The sequence below is a fragment of the Paraburkholderia sp. CNPSo 3076 genome (assembly GCF_026343935.1).
Lineage (GTDB): Bacteria > Pseudomonadota > Gammaproteobacteria > Burkholderiales > Burkholderiaceae > Paraburkholderia > Paraburkholderia nodosa.
In genome coordinates this window covers 58,200-79,334 of the sequence record NZ_JAPMAL010000034.1, presented here as the reverse complement: position 1 = coordinate 79,334, position 21,135 = coordinate 58,200, and the positions used below count along the sequence as shown (strand labels likewise).

The 21,135-nt window shown below is 58.6% G+C and carries 13 protein-coding genes and 5 pseudogenes; 6 read left to right on the top strand and 12 right to left on the bottom strand.

The features are described 5' to 3' along the window. Positions 1–62: 62 nt before the first annotated feature. A complete protein-coding gene (locus tag M3A49_RS32925) occupies positions 63–1,304 on the bottom strand; it encodes a cysteine desulfurase-like protein (protein WP_266232697.1) in 1,242 nt (413 codons plus the stop codon). A gap of 678 nt (positions 1,305–1,982) precedes the next feature. Between M3A49_RS32925 and M3A49_RS32920 the strand changes: the two genes are divergently transcribed. Further along, the gene (locus M3A49_RS32920; protein ID WP_254346254.1) at positions 1,983–2,561 is read left to right on the top strand and encodes a cupin domain-containing protein; all 579 of its coding nucleotides are present in this window, start codon (positions 1,983–1,985) and stop codon (positions 2,559–2,561) included. Between the two features lie 53 nt (positions 2,562–2,614). Here M3A49_RS32920 and M3A49_RS32915 read toward each other — a convergent pair whose 3' ends face one another. Both M3A49_RS32915 and M3A49_RS32910 read right to left on the bottom strand, forming a co-directional pair. Continuing rightward, on the bottom strand, positions 2,615–2,857 hold the full coding sequence (locus M3A49_RS32915) for a DUF6429 family protein (RefSeq protein WP_266232696.1): 243 nt from the start codon (positions 2,855–2,857) through the stop codon (positions 2,615–2,617). Between the two features lie 5 nt (positions 2,858–2,862). After that, positions 2,863–3,723: pseudogene (locus M3A49_RS32910) on the bottom strand (IS630 family transposase); the annotation flags it as partial. Positions 3,724–3,976: 253 nt separating this feature from the next. On the opposite strand from M3A49_RS32910, the pseudogene M3A49_RS32905 reads away from it, so the two are divergent. Then, positions 3,977–4,492: pseudogene (locus tag M3A49_RS32905) on the top strand (IS5 family transposase); the annotation flags it as partial. A gap of 66 nt (positions 4,493–4,558) precedes the next feature. On the opposite strand, the pseudogene M3A49_RS32900 reads toward M3A49_RS32905, so the two are convergent. From M3A49_RS32900 to M3A49_RS32880, 5 genes and pseudogenes are all read right to left on the bottom strand, one after another. Then, a pseudogene (locus tag M3A49_RS32900) lies at positions 4,559–4,705 on the bottom strand (ATP-binding protein); the annotation flags it as partial. A gap of 52 nt (positions 4,706–4,757) precedes the next feature. After that, complete coding sequence (locus M3A49_RS32895) at positions 4,758–5,114, bottom strand: hypothetical protein (RefSeq protein WP_266232694.1); 357 nt, start codon at positions 5,112–5,114, stop codon at positions 4,758–4,760. After that, on the bottom strand, positions 5,111–6,262 hold the full coding sequence (locus M3A49_RS32890; protein WP_266232693.1) for an ABC transporter ATP-binding protein: 1,152 nt from the start codon (positions 6,260–6,262) through the stop codon (positions 5,111–5,113). The genes M3A49_RS32895 and M3A49_RS32890 overlap by 4 nt, the downstream gene beginning before the upstream one ends. A gap of 17 nt (positions 6,263–6,279) precedes the next feature. Next, positions 6,280–6,402 (bottom strand): hypothetical protein, encoded by a 123-nt coding sequence (locus tag M3A49_RS32885; RefSeq protein ID WP_266232692.1) that lies wholly within the window; start codon positions 6,400–6,402, stop codon positions 6,280–6,282. A gap of 7 nt (positions 6,403–6,409) precedes the next feature. Beyond that, positions 6,410–7,408, bottom strand: coding sequence for an extracellular solute-binding protein (locus tag M3A49_RS32880; protein WP_266232691.1), 999 nt, complete (start codon positions 7,406–7,408; stop codon positions 6,410–6,412). A 53-nt stretch (positions 7,409–7,461) separates the two neighbouring features. On the opposite strand from M3A49_RS32880, the gene M3A49_RS32875 reads away from it, so the two are divergent. From M3A49_RS32875 to M3A49_RS32860, 4 genes and pseudogenes are all read left to right on the top strand, one after another. Then, positions 7,462–8,109, top strand: coding sequence for an arylmalonate decarboxylase (locus M3A49_RS32875; RefSeq protein ID WP_266232690.1), 648 nt, complete (start codon positions 7,462–7,464; stop codon positions 8,107–8,109). A 108-nt stretch (positions 8,110–8,217) separates the two neighbouring features. Further along, positions 8,218–9,228, top strand: a complete 1,011-nt coding sequence (locus M3A49_RS32870) for a LysR family transcriptional regulator (protein WP_266232689.1) — start codon at positions 8,218–8,220, stop codon at positions 9,226–9,228. Beyond that, positions 9,212–9,988, top strand: a pseudogene (gene hutG / locus M3A49_RS32865) (N-formylglutamate deformylase). The gene M3A49_RS32870 and the pseudogene hutG overlap by 17 nt, the downstream one beginning before the upstream one ends. A 169-nt stretch (positions 9,989–10,157) precedes the next feature. Further along, positions 10,158–15,605, top strand: a complete 5,448-nt coding sequence (locus M3A49_RS32860) for an AAA family ATPase (protein ID WP_266232688.1) — start codon at positions 10,158–10,160, stop codon at positions 15,603–15,605. Positions 15,606–15,926: 321 nt separating this feature from the next. On the opposite strand, the pseudogene M3A49_RS32855 reads toward M3A49_RS32860, so the two are convergent. The 4 genes and pseudogenes from M3A49_RS32855 to M3A49_RS32840 all read right to left on the bottom strand — a co-directional run. After that, positions 15,927–16,091: pseudogene (locus tag M3A49_RS32855) on the bottom strand (transposase domain-containing protein); the annotation flags it as partial. A gap of 162 nt (positions 16,092–16,253) precedes the next feature. Continuing rightward, on the bottom strand, positions 16,254–17,306 hold the full coding sequence (locus tag M3A49_RS32850; RefSeq protein ID WP_266232687.1) for a hypothetical protein: 1,053 nt from the start codon (positions 17,304–17,306) through the stop codon (positions 16,254–16,256). Positions 17,307–17,308: 2 nt separating this feature from the next. Then, positions 17,309–17,830, bottom strand: a complete 522-nt coding sequence (locus tag M3A49_RS32845; RefSeq protein WP_266232686.1) for a (2Fe-2S)-binding protein — start codon at positions 17,828–17,830, stop codon at positions 17,309–17,311. Beyond that, on the bottom strand, positions 17,827–20,628 hold the full coding sequence (locus M3A49_RS32840) for a xanthine dehydrogenase family protein molybdopterin-binding subunit (protein WP_266232685.1): 2,802 nt from the start codon (positions 20,626–20,628) through the stop codon (positions 17,827–17,829). Before M3A49_RS32840 ends, M3A49_RS32845 begins: the two co-directional genes overlap by 4 nt. Positions 20,629–21,135 lie beyond the last annotated feature (507 nt).

Genomic DNA, 21,135 nt, shown 5'->3' with positions numbered 1-21,135 from the left:
CCGTTAGATATCTGCGTGGAACTTTCGCCAGCCATCGCGTGTGCAACGGCTGGCACACACGATTACGCAAGGATCCTGCGCATGTGATCGAGGAACACCTCGACTTCGTCGCTGGTGTTGTATTGGGCAAAGCTCACTCGCACGACGCCACCCTTGTTGGTGAGGCCGAGACGCTCGACCGGCTCGAACCCGTAACTGTGTCCAGGCCAAACGTTGACGTTCACCTCGGCGAGGCTCTGTGCGATCTTCGCGGGATCGGCGCCCGCCACACTGAACGAAATCGTCGGAACGCGGCGGTCCAGACGGTCCTTGGCGGTGATGCCGTGAATGGTCAAGCCCCTAAAAGCGCTCAACCCTTCGATCGCGCGCGCCACAAGTTCATCTTCGTAATGTTTGGTGAACGCCATACCCGCGACGATCTTGTCGCGACGCGACGACGACGACGCCGCGTCTCCAAACGTCTCTCCGAGCCATTCGAAGTGTTCGATCGCGGCGAGTGCGCCAGCGATTGTTTCTCGCGACTTTGTGCCCGTTTCGAACTTGTCAGGAGCGGCATTGCTTGCCGGCCGCACCTTGTAAAACTCCAGTTGCTCAAGTAGCTCCTGGCGACCCCAGAGGATTCCGATGTGCGGTCCATAGAACTTGTAAGCCGAGCACACGAGGAAATCGCATCCGAGTTCCTGAACATCGATCACACCGTGGGGCGCGTACTGTACAGCATCAACGTATACGAGCGCACCAACCTCCTTGGCCCGACGGATAGGTGCCGCGATATCGTTGATCGTGCCGGTGATGTTGCTGGCGTAGTTGATCGCCAGCACCTTGGTGCGCGGCGTAATGATCTCGTCCAGATTCGAAAGGTCGTACTCGCACGTCTTCGGATCGAAGTCGATCCACCGAATGACCAGCCCGTGGTCCCTGGCGGAAAGCAGCCACGGAGAAACGTTGGCATCGTGATCCATCCGCGTCAGAACGATCTCATCGCCAGCCTGGAGCGTGCGCGTAATCGCTCGCGAGAATGCGAACGTGAGCGTTGTCATGTTCTGCCCGAAAACCACCTCGCGCGCGTCGCGAGCGTTGAAGAAGTCCTTGAAGGCCTCGCGCGCGTTCGCGACCTTTCGCATCGCCTTCACCGAAGTCGGGAAGTACCCTCCGAGATTTGCGTTGCCATCGATCATGGCGTCCGCCATTTTGTCGATGACCCGCTGCGTCACCTGGGTCCCGGCCGCGCCGTCGAAAAAGATCGTTCCGAGGGTGTCTCGAGCAAAGATGGGAAACTGTTGGCGAATCTGACTGTGGTTCATATGGCTGATCTCACGGGAAAAATTGGCTCGAGGCGCGCTTCCACGCACTGCGCCGTTGGCTCACCTGGAGCAGTGAGCAAACGGGAAATTGTACTTCTTTTCAGGAAAGATACTTTCTTGAAAGGAAAAAAACATGAGTGTTTACCCGCTCCCGTGCACCGCATATGTCGGATGCGTCGGAGTAATCCAAACCGGACCATGGCCTCGCGCGTACAAATGTCACCGGAGATGTGCCGAAAGAACGATCCACGCTTTCGCACTCCGGTATGCGAAAAGGACCCCGACAGCGATGAAGACCACGGCTTCAGCCTTGGCGGCAAGCGCCAGTATCCGGACGCGCCAGTTTCGCAATTCATCAGAGGTTTCTTGCATAGTCAGCCCGTAGGAAATCGACTCGATGTTTCTGCTATCCGTTTTTGGGATACTATGCGAAGGAAATATAAATTCCCACTAGGAAGATCACTTGCCTTAAACTGTGTCGCGCCCTGCAAGTAGTCTAGACTTTCCGTTTCTCTTGGGACAGAATCTTTCATATGGGGAATACGTCTGTCGCGGAGGAACGTTTTTGAGCGCCCAAGGGACAGGTCTGCGATCCGCCCCCCTTACCTCCAACACAGAGTCGGAACGACTGACCGCGTGAGACGAACCCGAGATGAGAGCGAACTTCAGGAGAGCGCCATGAGTGACGAGATGCCGGTCAAGGTTGGCGTCCGGTTGAAACACACCCGCATGCTCATGGGCATGAGCCTGAAGGAAGTCGCCAGCAAAGCCGGCGTGACCGAAGGCTATCTGTCGAAAGTCGAAAATGACGTATCTCAGCCCTCGTTCGCGACCTTGCACCGAATCGTTCAGGTATTGGGAATCAACATAAGCGCCCTGTTTGCTTCGGCCGAGAAGGGGGACTCCAACGTCTACATTGTCCGGAAGGATCAGCGCGGTATCCTACCGACTGGCCACCGGCGCACCGGCAACCGGGTAACGCTCGAAATGCTCGTTCCATCGGGGCCGGAATTTCTGCTTCAAGCCAGCATTCATGTCATTGCGCCTAAAGGCGGCAGCGACGAAAAGATCTCGCACAAGGGCCAGGAGTTTGGCTTCGTTCTTGAAGGCAGACTCAAGTTGCTCGTCGAGGATTCCACCCATGTGGTCGAGACCGGAGATTCGTTCTATTTCGATTCCGAACTCGGTCATCGTTACGTCAATGACACAGATGTGACAACGCGAGTATTGTGGGTCAACACACCGCCGACCTTCTGAAGTTTCACCAGTGCCCGCGAGACGCTAGTGTGGTGAGTTAGAAGTTCGTTGCTTTATTGATCATCTTGATCCGGGACGGTGAAATGTTGCTTGAAAAGCCGTTCAGACTCGCGTAGCCCGTCGTCGGTAAAGACCACCGATTTCGTCTTGTTGACTGGGTCGCAGATAAAGCCTTTTTCGTAGAGCCGGTTCAGCACGTCCCAGTCGAGGCCCTTCGACGCGCGGAAGCGATCGTGCAGCGTCAGGTAAAGGAGTGCCAGTGCGGCTTCGTCGATGGCATCGGTATTGATTTTCATAGCTCTCATCCGGCAGCCTGCTGAACGCGACCGCAGAACCGTTCGAGACTGGCCAGGATCTCGTCGGCTGACTTGCTCCAGGTGAACGGTTGGGGATTGGCGTTGTACACATCGAGGTAATGCCGGATCGCATCCTCGAGCTGGCGCGTTGAACGATGCGTGCCACGACGAAGGTATCGTTCGGTAAGCGTGGCGAACCAGCGTTCGACCTGATTGAGCCACGACGCCGAGGTCGGCGTGAAATGGACCTGGAAACGGGGATGACGGGCGAACCACGCCTTGATTGAGGGTGTCTTGTGCGTGCCATAGTTGTCCATCACCAGATGCACATCCAGTTGGGCCGGCACACTCGCGTCAATGGTGCGCAGAAAGCGCAGGAATTCGCCACTGCGATGGCGCCGGTGCATCTCGCCGATCACTTCGCCAGTGACGATGTCCAGTGCTGCGAATAACGTAGTCGTGCCGAGACGCATGTAGTCGTGGGTGCGCCGCTCCGGGATACCGGGTGCCAGCGGCAGCATCGGTTGCGTACGGTCCAGAGCCTGGATCTGGCTCTTCTCGTCCACACACAACACCATCGCCTTGAGCGGAGGATCCAGGTACAGTCCCACGATATCACGCACCTTCTCGACGAACAGCGGATCACCGGAGAGCTTGAAAGTCTCCTGACGATGTGGCGGCAAGCCAAAGGCACGCCAGATCCGTGTCACCGCCGTCTGCGACAGATGACCATACCGGGCCATCGACTCAATCAGAGTCGGAATCACGGCCTTCAGGCGCTTCCCGCAGATCCGATCAGCCACTTCCCATAGAGTGATCAGTGCTGCACGCATTTCGTCGTTGTATCGCCTTTGGGGGCCTGGCTTGGCCTTTGGTGTCCGGACTTCGTTGCACAACACGCGGATCGCGTGCTTGCGGTGATAGCCCGTCAGTCTGACAAACTCATCAAGAATCTGACGCTTGCTATCCCGGCCCGCTCCCCGGTAACGCTCGCCGACTGCCTCTATCAATTCCCTTCTTGTTGCCATGCTGAGTCGCCTCGCCATAAGTCGCCCCTGCCAGCCATCTGGCAGGTAGCAAAATACATGAGGCAACGACCACGGTTGGGTAACAAATATCCTGAGTCAATGCGCCGGCCAAGATAATTGTCGCCGCCCACGCAAGGCAAGCGAGCCCAAAGGGGCGTACCGCGTCAGGAGCTGGCGAGAATACAACGCCGGTTTGATCGCGAGAGGCGACGTGACCATGTGGATTGATGAAAGCGTACTGACGCAGGTATCCGAGGCTGGCCCGACCAGGCGCTGCCGACCGCGTGTCTACAGTGATGCGGCGATCCAGATGCTGCTCGGCCTCAAGCAGGTTTTTCAACTGCCGCTGCGCGCTCTGCAGGGCTTCGCGCTCAGCCTGGGCAAACTCGCCTACCCGGGCTTGCCGGTACCGAATTACACGACCTTGAGCCGTCGCGCACAGATCCTGAGGGCTGTACTGCCCATGCAGCACCCCGATGCTCCCTTGCACCTGGTGATCGACAGCACTGGACTGAAGGTGTACGGCGAAGGTGAGTGGAAGGTGCGCAAGCACGGCTATTCGAAGCGCCGGACATGGCGCAAGGTGCATCTCGCGATGAACGCGAACCCCCGATGGGCAGTTCAAACTCCTCCACTTGTGGGCGGCTAAATTCCCCCAGGCAGGACGAGCGGATTATGCGTCGGATTCCTCAGTGACGGCAAGCCTGGCAGCGGCTTCACGGAGACGATAGCTCTTGCCTTCAAACTCGAGAAGTTTGGAGCGATGCAGCAGACGGTCAAGGATCGTCGAAGCCATGGTGCTGTCGCGAAGGTATGTTCCGCCTCCCGTGCGGCGCGTTGAAATTCCAAAGGCTGATGGTAAGACTAGGCCGTTAGGAATTCAGTCCGCTCGCGACCAGACCGATCTGGCCATTTTCTCTTGCAGTAACGAGGTCACGGGCCAGCGCTTTCCACATCTGACCTGCCGCGTCCCTGGAACCGGCATCGAGGGCTCGAGCCGTCGCCGGAAGAAGGTCGCGCAGCGTTGCATCGTAGACGCTGACCTCAAACATCTTCGCGATCGGCACGACAAAGGTCAGCAGCAGGAACACGATCACCGGCAGCACAAGCAGAAAAGATTTTCGCGTCTCGCGGCGCCTCGCCTTCTGGACCCGGCTCTTTAACGTAGCGCCCCATTGTTCCTCATGGGAATCGTCAGGGCCGCTCTCAGCCATTGTCACCGGATTCATGTCGGGCCTCCCGCAGCCAGCAGCGCGCGGCTGTCAACCGAGCGCCAGCCGATGGGTAGCGTCTGTCCTGAGCGAAGAGATCCGAGGCTGGACGTGTTCGCGACTTTCACTGAAATTTCGTTGCCGCTCGGAATCTTGCATGTCAGTCGGAGGTGATCGCCAAAGTAGGTCGACTCAATGATCTCCGAGTCCACACGGTTCTCGAACGCCGTTTCGTGCGAGGCAATCACTACGCGCTCTGGACGCAACACCAGAGACACGCGCGACCCCGACGGCAGCGGCTTTGCAGTGAGTGCCTCAAACTGGCACTCTCCGTGAGTGACTTTTGCGCGGAAGTCGCCGTCCGCCGACGCGTAACATTCGCGTACGACACCGTCCAGCAGATTGTTGTCGCCAACGAACCGCGACACAAACTCGGTGTTTGGGGATTCATAAATCTCGGTGGGCGGACCGATCTGTTCGATGATTCCATTGTTGAAGATTGCGACCCGGTCAGACATGGCCAGCGCTTCATCCTGATCGTGGGTGACATAGACCACCGTCACGCCAAGCATCTTGTGCAGATGCTTGATTTCCGTTTGCATGTGCTCGCGAAGCTGTTTATCCAGAGCACCAAGAGGCTCGTCCATCAGCACCAGGGTGGGCTCGAAGACCAAGGCACGGGCCAGCGCGATCCGCTGCTGCTGGCCACCAGAGAGCTGAGCCGGCCGTCGGGAAGCGAATGCCTGCATCTTCACCATTTCCAACGCCGTTGCTACTTTTTTCGCGATCTGGTCTTTGGGAACCTTTCTCGCTGCAAGTGGAAACGCCACGTTGTCTGCGATCGACATGTGAGGAAACAGCGCATAGTTCTGGAAGACCATGCCAATGCCCCGTCTATGCGGCGGCGTCGTTGTCAGATTCACACCGTCGATGCTAATCGTCCCAGCAGTCGGCGCCTCAAAACCCGCGAGCATCATCAAGGTTGTCGTTTTGCCGGATCCCGACGGGCCAAGCAGGGTCAGAAACTCGCCCCGCCTGACCGTAAGGGAGAGCGATTTCACCACTTGGGTGCTCCCGTCGTAGCTCTTTTCGACCTGCGAGAATACGACGTGGTCCCCGTCGGCCACTCTCGAACTTGCATTTCGCTGCTGGGAAACGTTTCGCATTTGCGTTACCTTGATCCTTAGCGGGCCATCCAGGCGGCCCAGCGCCGGTTAATCTCGTCCTGCTCATCGTTCCAGAATGCAGTGTCGTTCGCGAGGCCGACCTTCAGATTGGCGGGCGACGTCGGCAGGTTGTCCCGCAAGGACGCGTCAACAAGCTGAAGTGCCGAGCGGCGCGCGGGCGCGTAGCTGATGTACTTCGTCTGACTTGCAAGCTGCGGCGACGATGTCGCATACCGGATGAAATGGAGTGCAGCCGCCTTGTTTTTGCTCGCCCTGGAGATCTCCGTTGATGATCTGTCCTTGCCAGACGATGCCGAACGGTTTCTTTTCTTTGGTAATAGCGTCGGTGAATCGTCCATTACCGCCTTCGGTCATCGCGACTTCACCGTCGGCAAGAAGTTGAACCGACTGCGCCTGCGCTCCCCAGAACACCGCACTTGGCTTGATCGTGTCGAGTTTCTTGAAGGCGCGCTCAAGTCCTGCCGGCGTTCGCAGCGTCGCGTAGACCTTGTCGCGAGGCACGCCATCCGCCATCAGGGCCCATTCCAGATTTCCGTTCGGTTTATTGCTGAGGCCCCGTTTCCCCGGGAATTTTTTCAGATCAAAGAAGTCTGCGATCGTCGTCGGTTGCGCCGCGGAGAACTTTCTCTTGTCGTATGCGATCACGTTGGACCAGAGAATGGTTCCCACACCACAGTCCAGCAATGAGCCGTCTACGAAGTCGGCCGATGCAGGCTTGCCATCCTGTGAAGGAGCAAGGGAACTCGCCTTGATGGGGTCGATCAATCCCTCGTCGCAGGCTCGCGCGGCATCCTGAAACTCAAGGTCAATGACGTCCCAAGCCCCAGATCCCGCCTGTACCTGGGAGCGCAGCTCCGCGAGACCGCCGTTGTAATCGGCCGGCAGGATCTTGGTGCCGGTCTTCGCGGTGTAAGGCTCAAAGAAGGCCTTGGACTGGCTGGCGGTATATGCCCCACCGAAAGATGCGATGACCAGTTGTTGAGCATGAGCCGATGTAGCTGGCAGAACTGCTGCCAGGACGGCAAACAGGCACACCAGCTCAGCGAGGTCTTTTTCGGTCCAGCGACTGCCGAAGAATTCCCGGTTGACCGCGATGAGGGTCTTCAGTGCGATTCCATCAGCCATGATCTTCACACCACCGCCAGCTCGCGAGGATAGTTGGTCAGGTATTCGAAGCCATGTTCACCCTTCTCCCGAAAGGCGTCGGAATCCATTTCACGCGAGTCCCCAATCCTGACAGCATCACGCGGGAATCCCTCGACAACATTGCTAGCAGCCTCGCCGAGTCTGCGGCGCGGATTCTTCCGGACGGAAGTCTGGATGTTATTTGCTACAGCTGCACGTCTGGAAGTCTGGTTGTCGGCGAAAAGAAGGTCTTCGCAGAATTGTCGCAAGGCGCCCCGAATGCAAAGACGACAAGCATGGTAACAGCCGTCATTCGCGGTCTGCGGGCGGTCGGCGCGAGGCGTATCGTCATCGGGACGCCGTATCTGGACGAAATCAACGAGATGGAGAAAATCTACCTGGAAAACGAGGGCTTCGAAGTTCTGGCAATCCATGGACTCCAGCTCGAAAAAGACAGCGACATGGTGCGCGTGACTCCGAAAAGCATTGTGCAAATGGCGCTGTATCTCGACCGTCCGGACGCTGATGCAATCTTCATTAGTTGTGGGGCACTTAGATCGATCGAAGTCATCGAAGAGATCGAGCAAATAACCGGCAAGCCCGTCATTACCAGCAATCAGGCTGTTGCGTGGGATGTTATGCGACTCGCTGGCATCGAGGACCGCATCAGGGGCTTCGGACGGCTGCTGTCCGAGCACTAGGCAACACTCGGTGGGATTGCTGCTGGTGTGACGGCGACATTGCTATCTTTTTCCGACTTTGATCGGCATCACAAACCCATCGCATGTTTTTTGACCAGGCAACATCCGATGACACGACCTCGACCAACCATCGACTTGCGGGCTCTTGAAGCATTCGTCGCCATCTGCGAAACGGGTTCGATGACCGCAGCCGGCAAGCGGCTGCAGGTCAGTCAAAGTGCCATCAGCCAATCAATCGCATCCCTCGAACGCGAGCAGAGCACGGAGCTCCTGGACCGGGAGAGCCGGCCGCCCCGGCCCAATCTCGCTGGCCGCGCTCTGCTCGAGGTGGCCCGGCCCCTGTTGAAGCATGCACAAGATGTCAGCAGCAAGCTTAGGGACACGTCGCGAGGCGAGACCCTGCCGGTTCGACTTGGATGCGTTGACTCGTTCGCTGCCACCGTCGGTCCGGAGTTGATTCGCGCCATGTCCGGATCAACCCGTCAAATTGAAATGTGGTCTGGGCTTACACCAGCCCTTTCAGCGCAAATTCATCAGCGCAAGGTGGACGTCGTGGTTTGCACTCAGACCACAATTACCGACCCACGACTGGTCGAAGTTCCGCTTTTATCAGAGGCTTTTCTCGCGGTCGCTTCTCGCCGCTGGTTCGAGAGGCATAAGGGAGCAAATCCCGAATGGGGAAGCCTGGCTGCCGAACTGCCGCTGATTCGATACACGGCGCGTTCAGTAATTGGGCAGCAGATTGAGCGGTTAGCTCGACATCTGAACATCGGCAGCGCTCGTCATTACGAATTCGATGCGACGGACCCGCTGCTGAGCCTTGTCAGCGCAAACCTCGGTTTTGCCATTTTCACACCGCTCTGCCTTTGGCAAGCGCGCCACTATCTTGACACTTTAGTCGTATTTCCTCTTCCTAGGAGCCATCTGAGTCGGCGGGATTTTTTCATTTTGCACAGGCGTGCCGAGTGGGACGAACTCGTGGACCAGATCTCGGCCCTTACCGGAAACGTCCTCGACGAGCTGATCCGTCCAGCGCTCAAAAAACTGTTACCGCAGATGCCTGCGACCGCGCTACAACAGTCAAACATAATGAGGACTCGTCGTGACAAAAGTATATGATTTGACGCGAGGGAACGCCCCGCTACTTATTTCGATTCCCCATCTCGGGACAAACATCCCAGACGAGCTGCGAGAGAAATACACCGACGCCGCGCTAAGGCTTGCCGACAGTGACTGGCATCTCGACAAACTCTACGAGTTCGCGCATAAGCTCGGGGCGACGGTCATGAGTGCGCACCTGTCCCGCTATGTCATCGATTTGAACAGACCATATCCCGGGCAACAGACCACCGGCTTATGTCCGGAGCAGACGTTCCGTGGCGAGACTGTCTATCGCGATAGGCAGACTCCGGCGGCAGATGAAAAGAATTTGCGAGTAAAGTCATACTGGCAACCGTACCATGATCGCCTTGCAGAAGAACTGCGTCGACTTCGCGAGGAACATCTGCATGTACTTCTGTGGGAAGCGCATTCGATTGCGAGCGTTCTACCGCGGCTGTTCCAGGGCAAACTCCCAGATCTGAATATCGGAACGCAGGACGGCCGCACTGCGGCCGATTCGGTACTTCAAGCTGCAATCAGTGCTGCAGCGGAAAGCGGGTATTCCTGAATTAGCAACGGCCGATTCAAGGGCGGGTTTATCACCCGTCATTACGGAGTCCCGTCATCCGGTATCCATGCCATCCAGCTTGAGATGTGTCAGAGTACTTACATGGACGAAAATCTTCCGTTTCACCTAATCCCGGATCGCGCGTGGCTGGTTATACCAACATTGGAAACAATGGTCGGCAGGTCGCTGGATGCAGTCAGTGCGTTGTGAGATGGCCCCGTTGCGTTGCGGTATTCAAAAAGCGTCCGGCCACTACGTTGCTGACCGGGCAGGCGCCCCCCGGGCCACTCCGGTCGCGCCCTGCGCGCTATAGACAGACGAATAGGGCCACGTATCTTGATAAAATCAAGGGCTAGAGCCTGACTGTGAATGACGGCAGATGAACTATCAACATGGCTCCGACACGGGCTTCAGTGTCCACGTCCTGTGGGAGGATGAAGAGCGCACCTTCTGCCGTGTCAGGTCCCCTGGCGCCAACGACAGTGTGCTGGTCGTGCGCAGCGCCGATGAACACCCCTCGACCGCCCTTCTCGATCGCCTCGCTCACGAGTTCGCGCTGAAGGAACAGCTCAACAGCGCGTGGGCGGTGCGCCCCATCAAGCTGGTGCGCGAAGACGGACGGATAGCCCTGCTGCTCGAGGATCCGGGTGGCGACCCACTCGAGCGCCTAGTCGGTGCGCCTGTCGGGGTGGAGCGTGTCTTGTCGCTCGCCGTGGACATTGCCGCTACGCTGGTCAAGCTCCATCAGTGCGGCCTTGTCCACAAGGACCTCAAGCCCGCTCATATTCTGGTTGACTGCACAGACAGTCAGCCGCGGCTCACCGGATTCGGCATCGCTTCGCAACTGCCGCGCGAGCGGCAATCACCGCAGCCGCCTGAAACGATCGCCGGCACCCTCGCCTACATGGCACCTGAACAGACCGGACGGATGAATCGCTCAATCGATTCGCGCAGTGACCTTTATGCATTCGGGGTCACGCTCTATCAAATGCTCACGGGGACCCTGCCGTTCATGGCCTCCGACCCGATGGAATGGGTGCATTGCCATATTGCACGAAAGCCGGTGCCGCCAAGCGAGCTGGTAAACACGGTCCCAGCTGCCGTCTCGGAACTTGTCATGAAGCTGCTCGCAAAGACGCCCGAGGAGCGCTATCAGACTGCGGCGGGCGTCGAGCGAGACCTGCGGCGTTGCCTGACCGAATGGCAACGTCAACGCCACATCGATGCCTTCCTGCTGGGTGAATACGACATGCCCGACCGGCTCCGGATCCCCGAGAAGCTCTATGGGAGGCAGAACGAGGTCAAGGCCCTGATTGCCGCATTTGATCGAGTGGTCAACACCGGCACGCCTGAACTCGTGCTGGTTTCCGGATGTTCGGGCATCGGCAAGTCTGCGGTCGTCAGTGAACTGCACAAGGCGCTGGTACCACCACGTGGACTCTTCGCGTCTGGCAAGTTCGACCAGTACAAACGCGACATACCCTATTCGACACTCGTGCAGGCCATTCAGGGCCTGGTGCGGTCGCTTCTCGGCAAGCCGGACACGGAGCTCGCGGTCTGGCACGACGCATTGGTCACAGCACTGGGTCCGAATGCGCGCCTCGTGACCGAGATGATTCCCGAGTTGAAGCTCGTCATCGGAGACCCGGCGCCCGTCCCGGAACTCGAGCCGAATCAGGCGCGACACCGCTTCGAACTCGTCTTCCGTCGCTTTATCGGCGTGTTTGCGCAACGTGAGCATCCGCTGGCACTATTTCTCGACGATCTGCAATGGCTCGACGCCGCGACGCTCGATTTGCTCGACGATCTTCTGACGCGCTCTGATCTTCAATATCTGATGCTGATCGGCGCCTATCGCAGCAATGAAGTGGATGCCAGCCATCCGCTGCTGCGCAAGCTTCAGACGTTCAGGGCGGCGGGCGCACGGATCGACGAAATCGCTCTAGCGCCTCTCGCTTGCGAGTACGTGGAGCAACTGAACGTCGAAGCGCTTCACTGTGAGCCGGCGCGCGCCGCACCGCTTGCCCGCCTCGTGCATGAAAAGACGGCGGGCAATCCGTTCTTCGTGATCCAGTTTTTGCACGCGCTCGCCGATGCCGGTCTCATCAGCTTCGACCATGACAAGGCCTGCTGGTGCTGGGATCTGCCCCGCATCCACGGCACGGGATACACCGACAACGTGGTAGACCTCATGGTCGCGAAGCTGGCGCGTCTGCCCACTGAAACGCAGCGCGCGTTGCAACAGCTCGCCTGCCTCGGCAACACCGCCTCGCTTGCGATACTGCCGAAGGTTCTGCGCACCTCGACGCGGGAAATTCGAGCGCTGCTGCGGCCTGCAGTCGATCAGGAACTGGTCGAGCAACGGGAAGACGCGTACGCGTTTGTACACGACCGGGTGCAGGAAGCCGCCTATTCGCTGATTCCGGGAGATTTGCGTGCCGACACCCACCTGCGAATCGGGCGGCTGCTCGCAGCGCAAACCGCCGCTGGCAGAATGGAAGATGCGATCTTCGAGATCGTCAGCCAACTCAACCGTGGCGCAGCGCTGATGACTTCCCAGCAGGAACGCGAGCAACTGGCCGAGTTCAACCTAAGCGCAGCCCGGCGAGCCAAGGCGTCGACAGCCTATGCGTCGGCGCTCACCTACCTCACTGATGGCGCGGAACACCTGACGGGCGACTGCTGGGAGCGCAGGCATGAACTGATTTTCGCGCTGGAGTTGAACCGGGCCGAATGCGAGTTCCTCACCGGGCGGTTAGCGGACGCGCAAGAGCGGCTGGCCATGCTGTCAAGCCGCGCGACGACTACCGCCGAACAGGCGCATGTTGCGTGTCTGCGCATGGATGTTTACCTGACTCTCGACCGGAGCGGTCGCGCGGTCGAAGTCTGTCTCGACCACCTCCGGCAAGTCGGTATTGACTGGGCAGCGCACCCGCACGAAAACGACGTACAGCGGGGATACGAAACGGTCCGGTCACTGCTTGCAGGTCGGACAATCGAGGCACTCATTGATGTGCCATTGATGACGGATCCGATGTCCCTTGCGATCGCCGATGTGCTGAGCAAGCTCTTGAGGCCGGCCTGGTTCTTCGACGCGAATCTCGCGTCCCTCGCCATATGCAAACTGATCAGTCTTAGTCTGGAGCGCGGCAACTGCGACGCCTCGTGCTTTGCGTACGTCATGTTCCCCCGGATTGCAGGACCACGCTTTGGCGATTACCACGCCGGTATCCAGTTCGGCCAGCTTGGTTTCGATCTGGTCGAGCGCCGGGGACTCAAACGCTTCGAGGCAGTGACGTATCTCTGCTACGCGCTCTACGTCGTGCGCTGGACGAAACACGTGCGCGTCAGCAGCGAGGTGCTGCGCCGCGCGTTCGAAGCGGCAACCCGGACCGGGGACCTTCCGTCTGGCGCCTATACCTGCTGCCACGTTGTTTCGGACCGGCTTTTTGCCGGTGAGCCGTTGATCGACGTGCAACGCGAAGCTGAACAGGGCCTTGCATTCTCCGTGAAGGCGCGTTTCGGCCTTGTCGTCGATAACCTCACTACGCAACTTGCGCTGATCCGGATGCTCCGCGGCTCGACGTTAAAATTCGGTCGTTTCGACTACGGCGAGTTCAACGAGCTTCGTACGGAACAGCGTTTGTCCGCCAACCCCGCGCTCGCGACGGCTGCGTGCTGGTACTGGATCCGGAAACTACAGGGGCGCTACCTTTCAGGCGACCATGTGGCCGCCGTGAATGCGGCAGCGGTCGCGCAGCAGCTCCTCTGGAGCTCGTCGTCGCACCTGGAGGAGTGCGAGTACCACTTCTACGGCGCGCTCGCACTCGCCGCACATTGCGACCGTGCACCAGCCGGGGAGCGACAGCAGCAGCACGACGCCATCGCTGCGCATTGCCGGCAACTGGAGATATGGGCGAAGAACTGTCCGGCGAATTTCGGCAATCGCGCTGCGCTGGTGGGCGCGGAGATGGCGCGCCTGGAAGGCCGTGATGTCGACGCGATGCGGCTCTACGACGAGGCCATTCGCCTCGCGCGCGCAAACGGCTTTGTACACAACGAAGCGCTTGCCAATGAACTCGCATCCGGTTTCTACGCGGCGCGCGATTTCGACAAGATTGCCCGTGTCTATTTGCAGGACGCGCGCCGGGGCTACCGACATTGGGGCGCCGAAGGCAAGGTGCGCCAACTCGACGAACTGTTCCCCCATCTCAGGGATGAAGAGCGCATGCCCGGACCAGGCAGCACGATCGGGGCGCCTGTCGAACACCTTGACCTTGCTACTGTGATCAGGGTATCGCAAGCGGTTTCGGGAGAGGTCGTCCTCGACAGGTTGATCGACACGATCATGCGCACGGCAATCGAACAGGCAGGCGCGGAGCGGGGGTTACTCATTCTTTCGCATACGGGCGAACAGCGGCTCGCAGCGGAAGTCGGGACGGACGGCGAAAAACCTCGCGTCCAATTGCGGGATGTGCCCGTAAGCGCAACCGTGATGCCCGAGTCGGTGCTCCACCATGTGCTGCGCACAAGGAAGAACGTCATTCTCGACGATGCCGTGAACGAGCCCGCGTTCGCGATGGACGCATATATCCGCGAGCATCGAACCCGTTCCGTTCTCTGCATGCCGTTGATGAATCAGGCAAAGCTGATCGGCGCTCTGTACCTCGAAAACAATCTGATCACCCGCGCCTTCACCTCAGCACGGAGTGCGGTACTCCGGCTCCTCGCGTCGCAGGCGGCGACTGCGCTCGAGAATACCCGACTGTACCGCGACCTTGCCGAACGCGAGGCAAGAATCCGGCGACTCGTCGATGCCAATATCATCGGCATCATCGTGTGGAACGCCGAGGGTGACATCCTCGAGGCTAATGACGCGTTTCTGCGCATGGTGGGATATGACCGTACTGAACTTGCCGCAGCCCATCTACGCTGGCGAGATCTGACGCCGGACGAATGGCGCGGAAGCGCCGAACAGGCTCTGCTACAGATCGGACAGGACGGGCGTATTCAACCTTCCGAGAAGGAGTACGTCCGGAAGGACGGCAGTCGTGTACCCGTCATGGTCGGCCGGGCGGCGTTCGATGCCAGCGGGAAAGAAGGCGTCGCCTTCGTGATTGATCTGACCGTGCTCAAGGAGGCGGAGCGCCGTTTGCGCGAGTCCTACGAAATGCTTCGGGAGCTCACGTCACATCGAGAAATGGCTCGCGAGGAAGAGCGCAAGCACATCGCACGTGAGATGCACGACGAACTTGGACAGCATCTCACCGCGCTTCGCCTGCAGGCGTCGGCATTACGCATGCAGTTGGGCCGAGATCGACCGGAGCTGGTCGCGCAGACCCAGGTACTGATTTCCCTTGTGGATGAAACGATGCAGGTCGTCAGAGGGGTGATCGCATCGCTGCGTCCGGCAGCACTCGACACTGGCATTGCGGCAGCGCTCGAGTGGCTCGCTGCAGAGTTCAACCGCAACGGCCGCACAGTCTGTTACCTCAACTTGCAGGACGAGAACATCGTCGTGAGCGAGGATCGCGCTATCGTCCTGTTCCGCCTCGTCCAGGAGGCGCTGACCAACGTCGCCCGTCACGCGGTGGCGAATCGGGTGATTATCGGGCTGAAACGAACACATGACGCCTATCTGCTGGAAGTGAACGACGACGGTGTCGGGTTCGATGTTCTGGCAACCGGGAAGAGATCGTTCGGTCTAGCGGGGATGAAAGAGCGTGTTCTGATGCTGGGTGGCGAAATCGACGTTATCAGTTCGCCGGGCGCCGGCACCACAATCAAGGTGACACTTCCAGTCGATCGTGAACAAGCTGTCCCCTAATCTAGTGAGCGTCTTGAGCAGGGATCCCGGCCAGATTCCCATTCGCAAGTTGGCCAGAAGGCGCGACAATTGCCAAAGCCCAATAGTCCAGTCAACGAAGAAATGCTCACTGGCATAATCGCGACAACGCAATACATCGCGCGCGGAGGTAAATTGATACAGCAGCGGCGCGAATTTCAGATGTGCTGTAAGCGGCTCAGCTGTGCCGTTTGTCCGTGCTCGTGTGTGTGAGGCATGATCGTGAACTGGAGCTGCCGGTCCAGTGAAGGAATTCGGCGGACTGGCTCGCGTGTGCAGCTTGTCGGCCACACACCAGGGCTAGAGCTCGTCGATGCGGTTGATTTTGTGATCGGCGATGTGGGTCAGCACATAGTCCAGGTAGGCACGCGGATCGATGTCATTCAGTGCGCAAGTGCCAATCAGTGCATACATCGCGGCTGCCCGTTCGCCGCCGCTGTCTGAGCCGGCGAATAAAAAATTATTCCGGCTACGCAAAATTCGGCGTAGCCGGAATAATGCGCAGCGGCAAATCCTCTGCAGTCAAGCTGGTTCGCGAGTTGGTTCAGATCGTCCGCATAAAATCCCTGACAATCCGGCACCTTGATCCGTCCCGCCGCTGCCTTGCCGCCTTTGCTGCACTAAAGCCTGCTAGGGCGCGCGATTTTTACTCGTGCCGTCACCGGTGGCAATGGGTGTCAGGATGCAGTTGGGGTTACTCTTCTCCTTGCAGCACGACAGAATTGCGTCGATCGAGTGCTTGTTGGTGGCGTCCCATTCCGCCTGACTCATGTTGTTGTTTGTGGGCATCCAGTGGTTCAATGGGTAGCGGTTAGCCAACGCATTATTACCAGGCGGCAGTTTCCGATCTAGAGATCGTCTACCGGCCGAGAACGGCAAGAAGTATTCACAGCTCTTCTCGCTGCCAATTCGATGACAACCAATACAGGTGTTGCCAGGCGTACTTAGCGACAACTGTGGGCCGCGCTCAAAAGCAGGCCCGATACTGGAATACTTGCCCCAAGGGTCCGTCGGCACCTTGCTCCAGACCTGGCCAATATAAGGACTGTAGATGTAAGGTCCCGCGTCGTGACAGGATATGCAGTTAGGCTTCGCGCCAGCAACCACGGACGGCGTCTGCCAGAACTCGACGGCCGATAACTGACCGGGCGGAGGAGTCTTCTCATCAGGCGGCGGCACGCGCGTGGCGTCGAGCCCCGGATCTTTGCAGTTGGCCGGCCCGCATGAACCCTTGACGCCAGCCCTCGCAGGCCTGGGTGGCTCCCGGGAAGTGAACCAGCACGTTTTTCCGTTACCTGCATGATGCAGAATGACGTTCACCCCGTCATAGTAAGGACTTCGATCCCGCCGCCACGCATCACGCCGGCAGTACACCGATATCTGCGTGTCGCCCCGCGACAGATTCAACACCTTCGAGTATGGGACGCATTCTGTTCCCGATTCCTTTTCGGGATGGAGCAATGAAGGTCTGTCGCATCGCTTCGGTTTCTCGTTCGGCCCGGGCATTCTTTCGTCGATAGTGATCGGTATGTCCGTACCACTATTGCAATCAAACGGTGGGATTTCCCCGATTTCCCTGGCGCACTGCGCACCATACTCGAGCAATGTCTGCTCATGCTGATCGGCGAACGTCACATCGACGACGATCAAAGACAGTGCGCACAGACTGAGGACGAGTTTCACGATCAGGCTCCGCCCTTGATCTGCAACAGCGCTACTTTGCGAATCGCGGCAATATATTTGACATAGCCCGTGCAACGGCAAAGGTTTCCGCAGACCCATGTTTCGATCATCGCGTCGAGTTCGTCGGTATCTATACGATATTGCCTGAGATGATCAAGCATCGCCGACGCGGCCATCAGGAAACCGGGCGTGCAGTAGCCGCATTGAAAAGAGAATGACTCGAGGAAACCTTGCTGCAGCTCCGATAGCGTTGAGCCTTCTGCCAGCCCTTCAACCGTGTAGATGTGCTGACTCGCTATCGCGCTGACTATAGTTGTACACGCAAGTGTTTTCTCCATTAGCGCATCTGGTCGATTGCGTGTACCCACCGTGCATGCACGGCAAACGCCGATGCCGCAGCACACTTTGGTGCCAGTCAGATCCATGCGCTCGTGAAAAAATTCGGCGAGTGTCATGTCCGTATCGTGAGCGGCAACCGTCACCTGCCTTCCATTGACGTGGATTTGGACTCCGCCATCGTTCACTTTAGCGCCTCCCGTAGCATCTCTGGGGTGACGGGAGTCCGCCTGAAGCGATGGCCTGTTGCCATGGCCAACGCGTTGAGGATAGCCGGCGCAAGCGGGCACATCACCGCTTCTCCGACGCCGCGTGCGCAATGCCTGTATTCGTCATCAGGCGGAGGCAAGGTGATCAGATCCTGTGCGGGTATGTCGCGCATGCGCGCGATCAGATACCGGTCGAAGTTCCACCTGCCATTACCGGGACCATCGGGGCCGAGGGGGCAGCGCTCGGTCAGCACGTTGCCAATTGCCATGGCGACCGCGCCTTCCGATTGCCCCTCGACAATCTCCCGGCATAGCACGCGTCCCGCGCTCAACGAAGTCACGACATGTTCGACCGTGACTTGCCCGGTATCGGGCGTCACCGATAGCGCGACCAGCGCTGCAGCTGGCGCATAGTTGGTCCGCCCGTATCCAACGGTATCCTGTTTCGGAGGTTTCAGCGATTCCTGCGCCAATGCATTCAGATCATGTACATTGTGGCCCATCGCCACGAAGTCACAGTCAAGCTCGCATTTTCCGGAATTGAAAGGATAGGTGGCTTGCCAGAATCCGCCCGAATAAGTGACATGAACCGCGGCCACGGTTGGCCATCCCATCCGGTTGATCTCGTCGAGCAGCACAGGCCAACTTAGCGGGGGATATCCGGCAGCGGTCAGCTTGCCGTTGACCCACTTCACGTCGCCCAACGCGATCCGCTGATTGCCCCAACTCCGGCGTGCGGCGGGAAGCACGCTCTGCAGCATCAAAGCCTTTGCGGCACGGTCCACAGCCTCGAAGTGATGAAAGGCGCCAAGACAGGCACTTGATGACCCAAAGGGTTCGCTCAGCCCTTTGGCCCGACCGTCCCCCGGCCACAAACCCATTGTCGCCGGGTTGACCCCATTGATCGAGAAGGCATCGACTTCGCTCATGACGATCTCTTGCGCGTTCTGTCCGAGATGCCACGAGGGTGCGAGGCCCAAGGTGGTCGCCGCACCATTGCCCATATCGGTATGGTTGGTCCTCACCCGCAGGCTCGCGTCCTGCTGGATCTCCACCATCGCAAAGACTCCGTCCTTGCCGGTACCGTAGGCATGGTTTGACATGGCAAGCCCTACGCCGTATCGCAGGTTCTGCCTCCCTCTTTCGGCGCGCACCCTTTCCCTGTCTCGCCAGACGTCATGCTTCTCCAGTTCGTCGAGCAGCTTGGCCAACTGCAAATCGAATAGAACCTTCCCACCGGTCAGGGTCCTGCCCGTGTTCACGACGAGCAGATTGTCGCGACGAATGTCAAAGGGCGACTTGTTTAGTGCCTGTGCCGCCTCGTCCATCAGTGTTTCTATCGCCATGAACGCCTGTGGACCGCCGAAACCACGCTGAGACCCACCGAACACTTCCGGCGTATAGGTCGTTGCCGATTCCGCACATGCGCGAGGGATGTCATAGCAGCTCATCGCGCTCATTGCGGCAAGGTTGCCAACTGAAGGAGTGAGGTTCTGCTTTCCTCCTGCATTGAGAAGAAATTGGCAATCGAGGGCCTGAAGCTTTCCCTTTTTGTCGATCCAGATCGATTCGATGAACTCCGTTTCCGAACGTTTCAACCCGACCTGAAACTGTTCGAACCGGGAAAGCTGCCAACGCAAAGGGCCTTTTGCAAACGGCGCCGCCAACGCGAGATACATCGGGAACCATGAGCTGTCCCGTCCGCCGAATCCGCCTCCCGGGTAGCACCCAAACACGTGGACATGCTTGACGTTGACATGGCTACCTTTGAACAGCTTGGACGCAGTTCTTCCGTCACCGGCTGGCGACTGTGTTCCCAGAACGAGATGAAGGTGCCCGGTGTTGGGGTCGAGCCATGCGAGGCCTGCCTCAGGCTCCATGAAAGCTGGATCCAACGCCGGTGTCCGGAAATGCACACCATTTGAGGTGCCAAATTCTTGCCACCCATCGCTTTCGACTTTACCCCTCACCGCCTCGCGAATGCGTTGGCGCTCGGCCTCACATTTAGCCTTGAAGATTTTCGTGGGGTTACCATTGTCGTCCGCGTCCATCCCGGTATTCCAGAACAACGATTCATCGTCTCGGACATATAACTTTGAGTCTTTGAAGAGATCGTGATTGTTGAACGGGTCTGCCGGGAGCCCTTTTCGAGTCACTTTTTCGCCATAACGAACGACACTGTCGTTAAAGTCGAGCAGCTTCCGGGCTCGACGATAGGTATCGAAGTTTTCAAAAATCAGCAACGCTACGGGTTGACCGTAGCACCCAGCCGGGGATCCTTTTTGTGCAAACAGGTAGATGTCCTGGGAACCTTCCGGGTTCTTTTCCTGGGCGGTCGGGATGTTGTATTTCTTCAGGGTATCGTCGCACACAACAAAGCTTGGCTTTAGTCGTGGAGGCAGGACGCTCAGATCGATACCCTCGACTTTTCGATCGACCCGGTTGCATCGTACGGCGTAGAGCCAGTTTTCCTGCTTTGGCCAACCATCAAAGTCACTCGCCTTGTAGTCGCGTGCGTAGATCTTGGCTCCCGTTACCTTGCGTAGCCCGTCGATGCGCCAACGTGCCTTGCCCGGTTCGGGCGCCCAGTCCGGCGCACCACCGAAAGCGTCCGCTGGTGCGGCGGGGCTTGTCCCGCGATGCCGATGCTGCGCATCCGATTGCGGTGCCACGCAACCACTCATCAATACCGGAAGGGTGCTGACCGATACGGTGATAACGCCACCGCCCATGACTTTCAGGAAAGCACGCCGGGACACGGGATATTCGCTAGCCATGCTGCGTCTCCTCGTACGGCCGGTCGCGACCTTACGGGTGTGCTTACATGAATCGGAGCTACCCCCGCTGGCAAACCTGCCCCCTGCCGTCAAGAACGGGCGCATGTGTGCATGCCCCAACGACGAACCCGCCCTCGCAGACGCTGACGAGTATCGACGTGGCGGAAAGCCTTAGTCATTCTATGAATGGCGTCGCGCATTTTCAAGGCACATGGCCCTGACGCATCCTTGGCGGCCAACCGGTTCATCGTGATACTGCAGTCAACGTAGTCAACCAGGCAGTCCCCTAGCACACGGACCGCGCCGTCGTGCAAAAACTGAGGAGTTTACTTTCCTTAGGATTGCCTGGTTTGCGGCGTGATTGCTTGGTCTGCTCTGTCTGTTGATCGGCGCGAGTTCATCTACGCCGGTCCGACGGTTTTCCGGTAACTCTGGGCACCGATCTTCAGCTCCGAAATTGGACCAAGCGAGAAGTCCCCGCTCCTTGCGATGCCGGGTGCCATAGTT

Bases quoted from the DNA above. Each gene is read 5' to 3' on its own strand.
- M3A49_RS32925 (WP_266232697.1), bottom strand. From the start codon at position 1,304: ATGAACCACAGTCAGATTCGCCAACAGTTTCCCATCTTTGCTCGAGAC.
- M3A49_RS32915 (WP_266232696.1), bottom strand. From the start codon at position 2,857: ATGAAAATCAATACCGATGCCATCGACGAAGCCGCACTGGCACTCCTT.
- M3A49_RS32875 (WP_266232690.1), top strand. From the start codon at position 7,462: ATGTTCACCCTTCTCCCGAAAGGCGTCGGAATCCATTTCACGCGAGTC.
- M3A49_RS32920 (WP_254346254.1), top strand. From the start codon at position 1,983: ATGAGTGACGAGATGCCGGTCAAGGTTGGCGTCCGGTTGAAACACACC.
- M3A49_RS32840 (WP_266232685.1), bottom strand. From the start codon at position 20,628: ATGGCTAGCGAATATCCCGTGTCCCGGCGTGCTTTCCTGAAAGTCATG.
- M3A49_RS32880 (WP_266232691.1), bottom strand. From the start codon at position 7,408: ATGGCTGATGGAATCGCACTGAAGACCCTCATCGCGGTCAACCGGGAA.
- M3A49_RS32860 (WP_266232688.1), top strand. From the start codon at position 10,158: ATGAACTATCAACATGGCTCCGACACGGGCTTCAGTGTCCACGTCCTG.
- M3A49_RS32870 (WP_266232689.1), top strand. From the start codon at position 8,218: ATGACACGACCTCGACCAACCATCGACTTGCGGGCTCTTGAAGCATTC.
- M3A49_RS32895 (WP_266232694.1), bottom strand. From the start codon at position 5,114: ATGAATCCGGTGACAATGGCTGAGAGCGGCCCTGACGATTCCCATGAG.
- M3A49_RS32890 (WP_266232693.1), bottom strand. From the start codon at position 6,262: ATGCGAAACGTTTCCCAGCAGCGAAATGCAAGTTCGAGAGTGGCCGAC.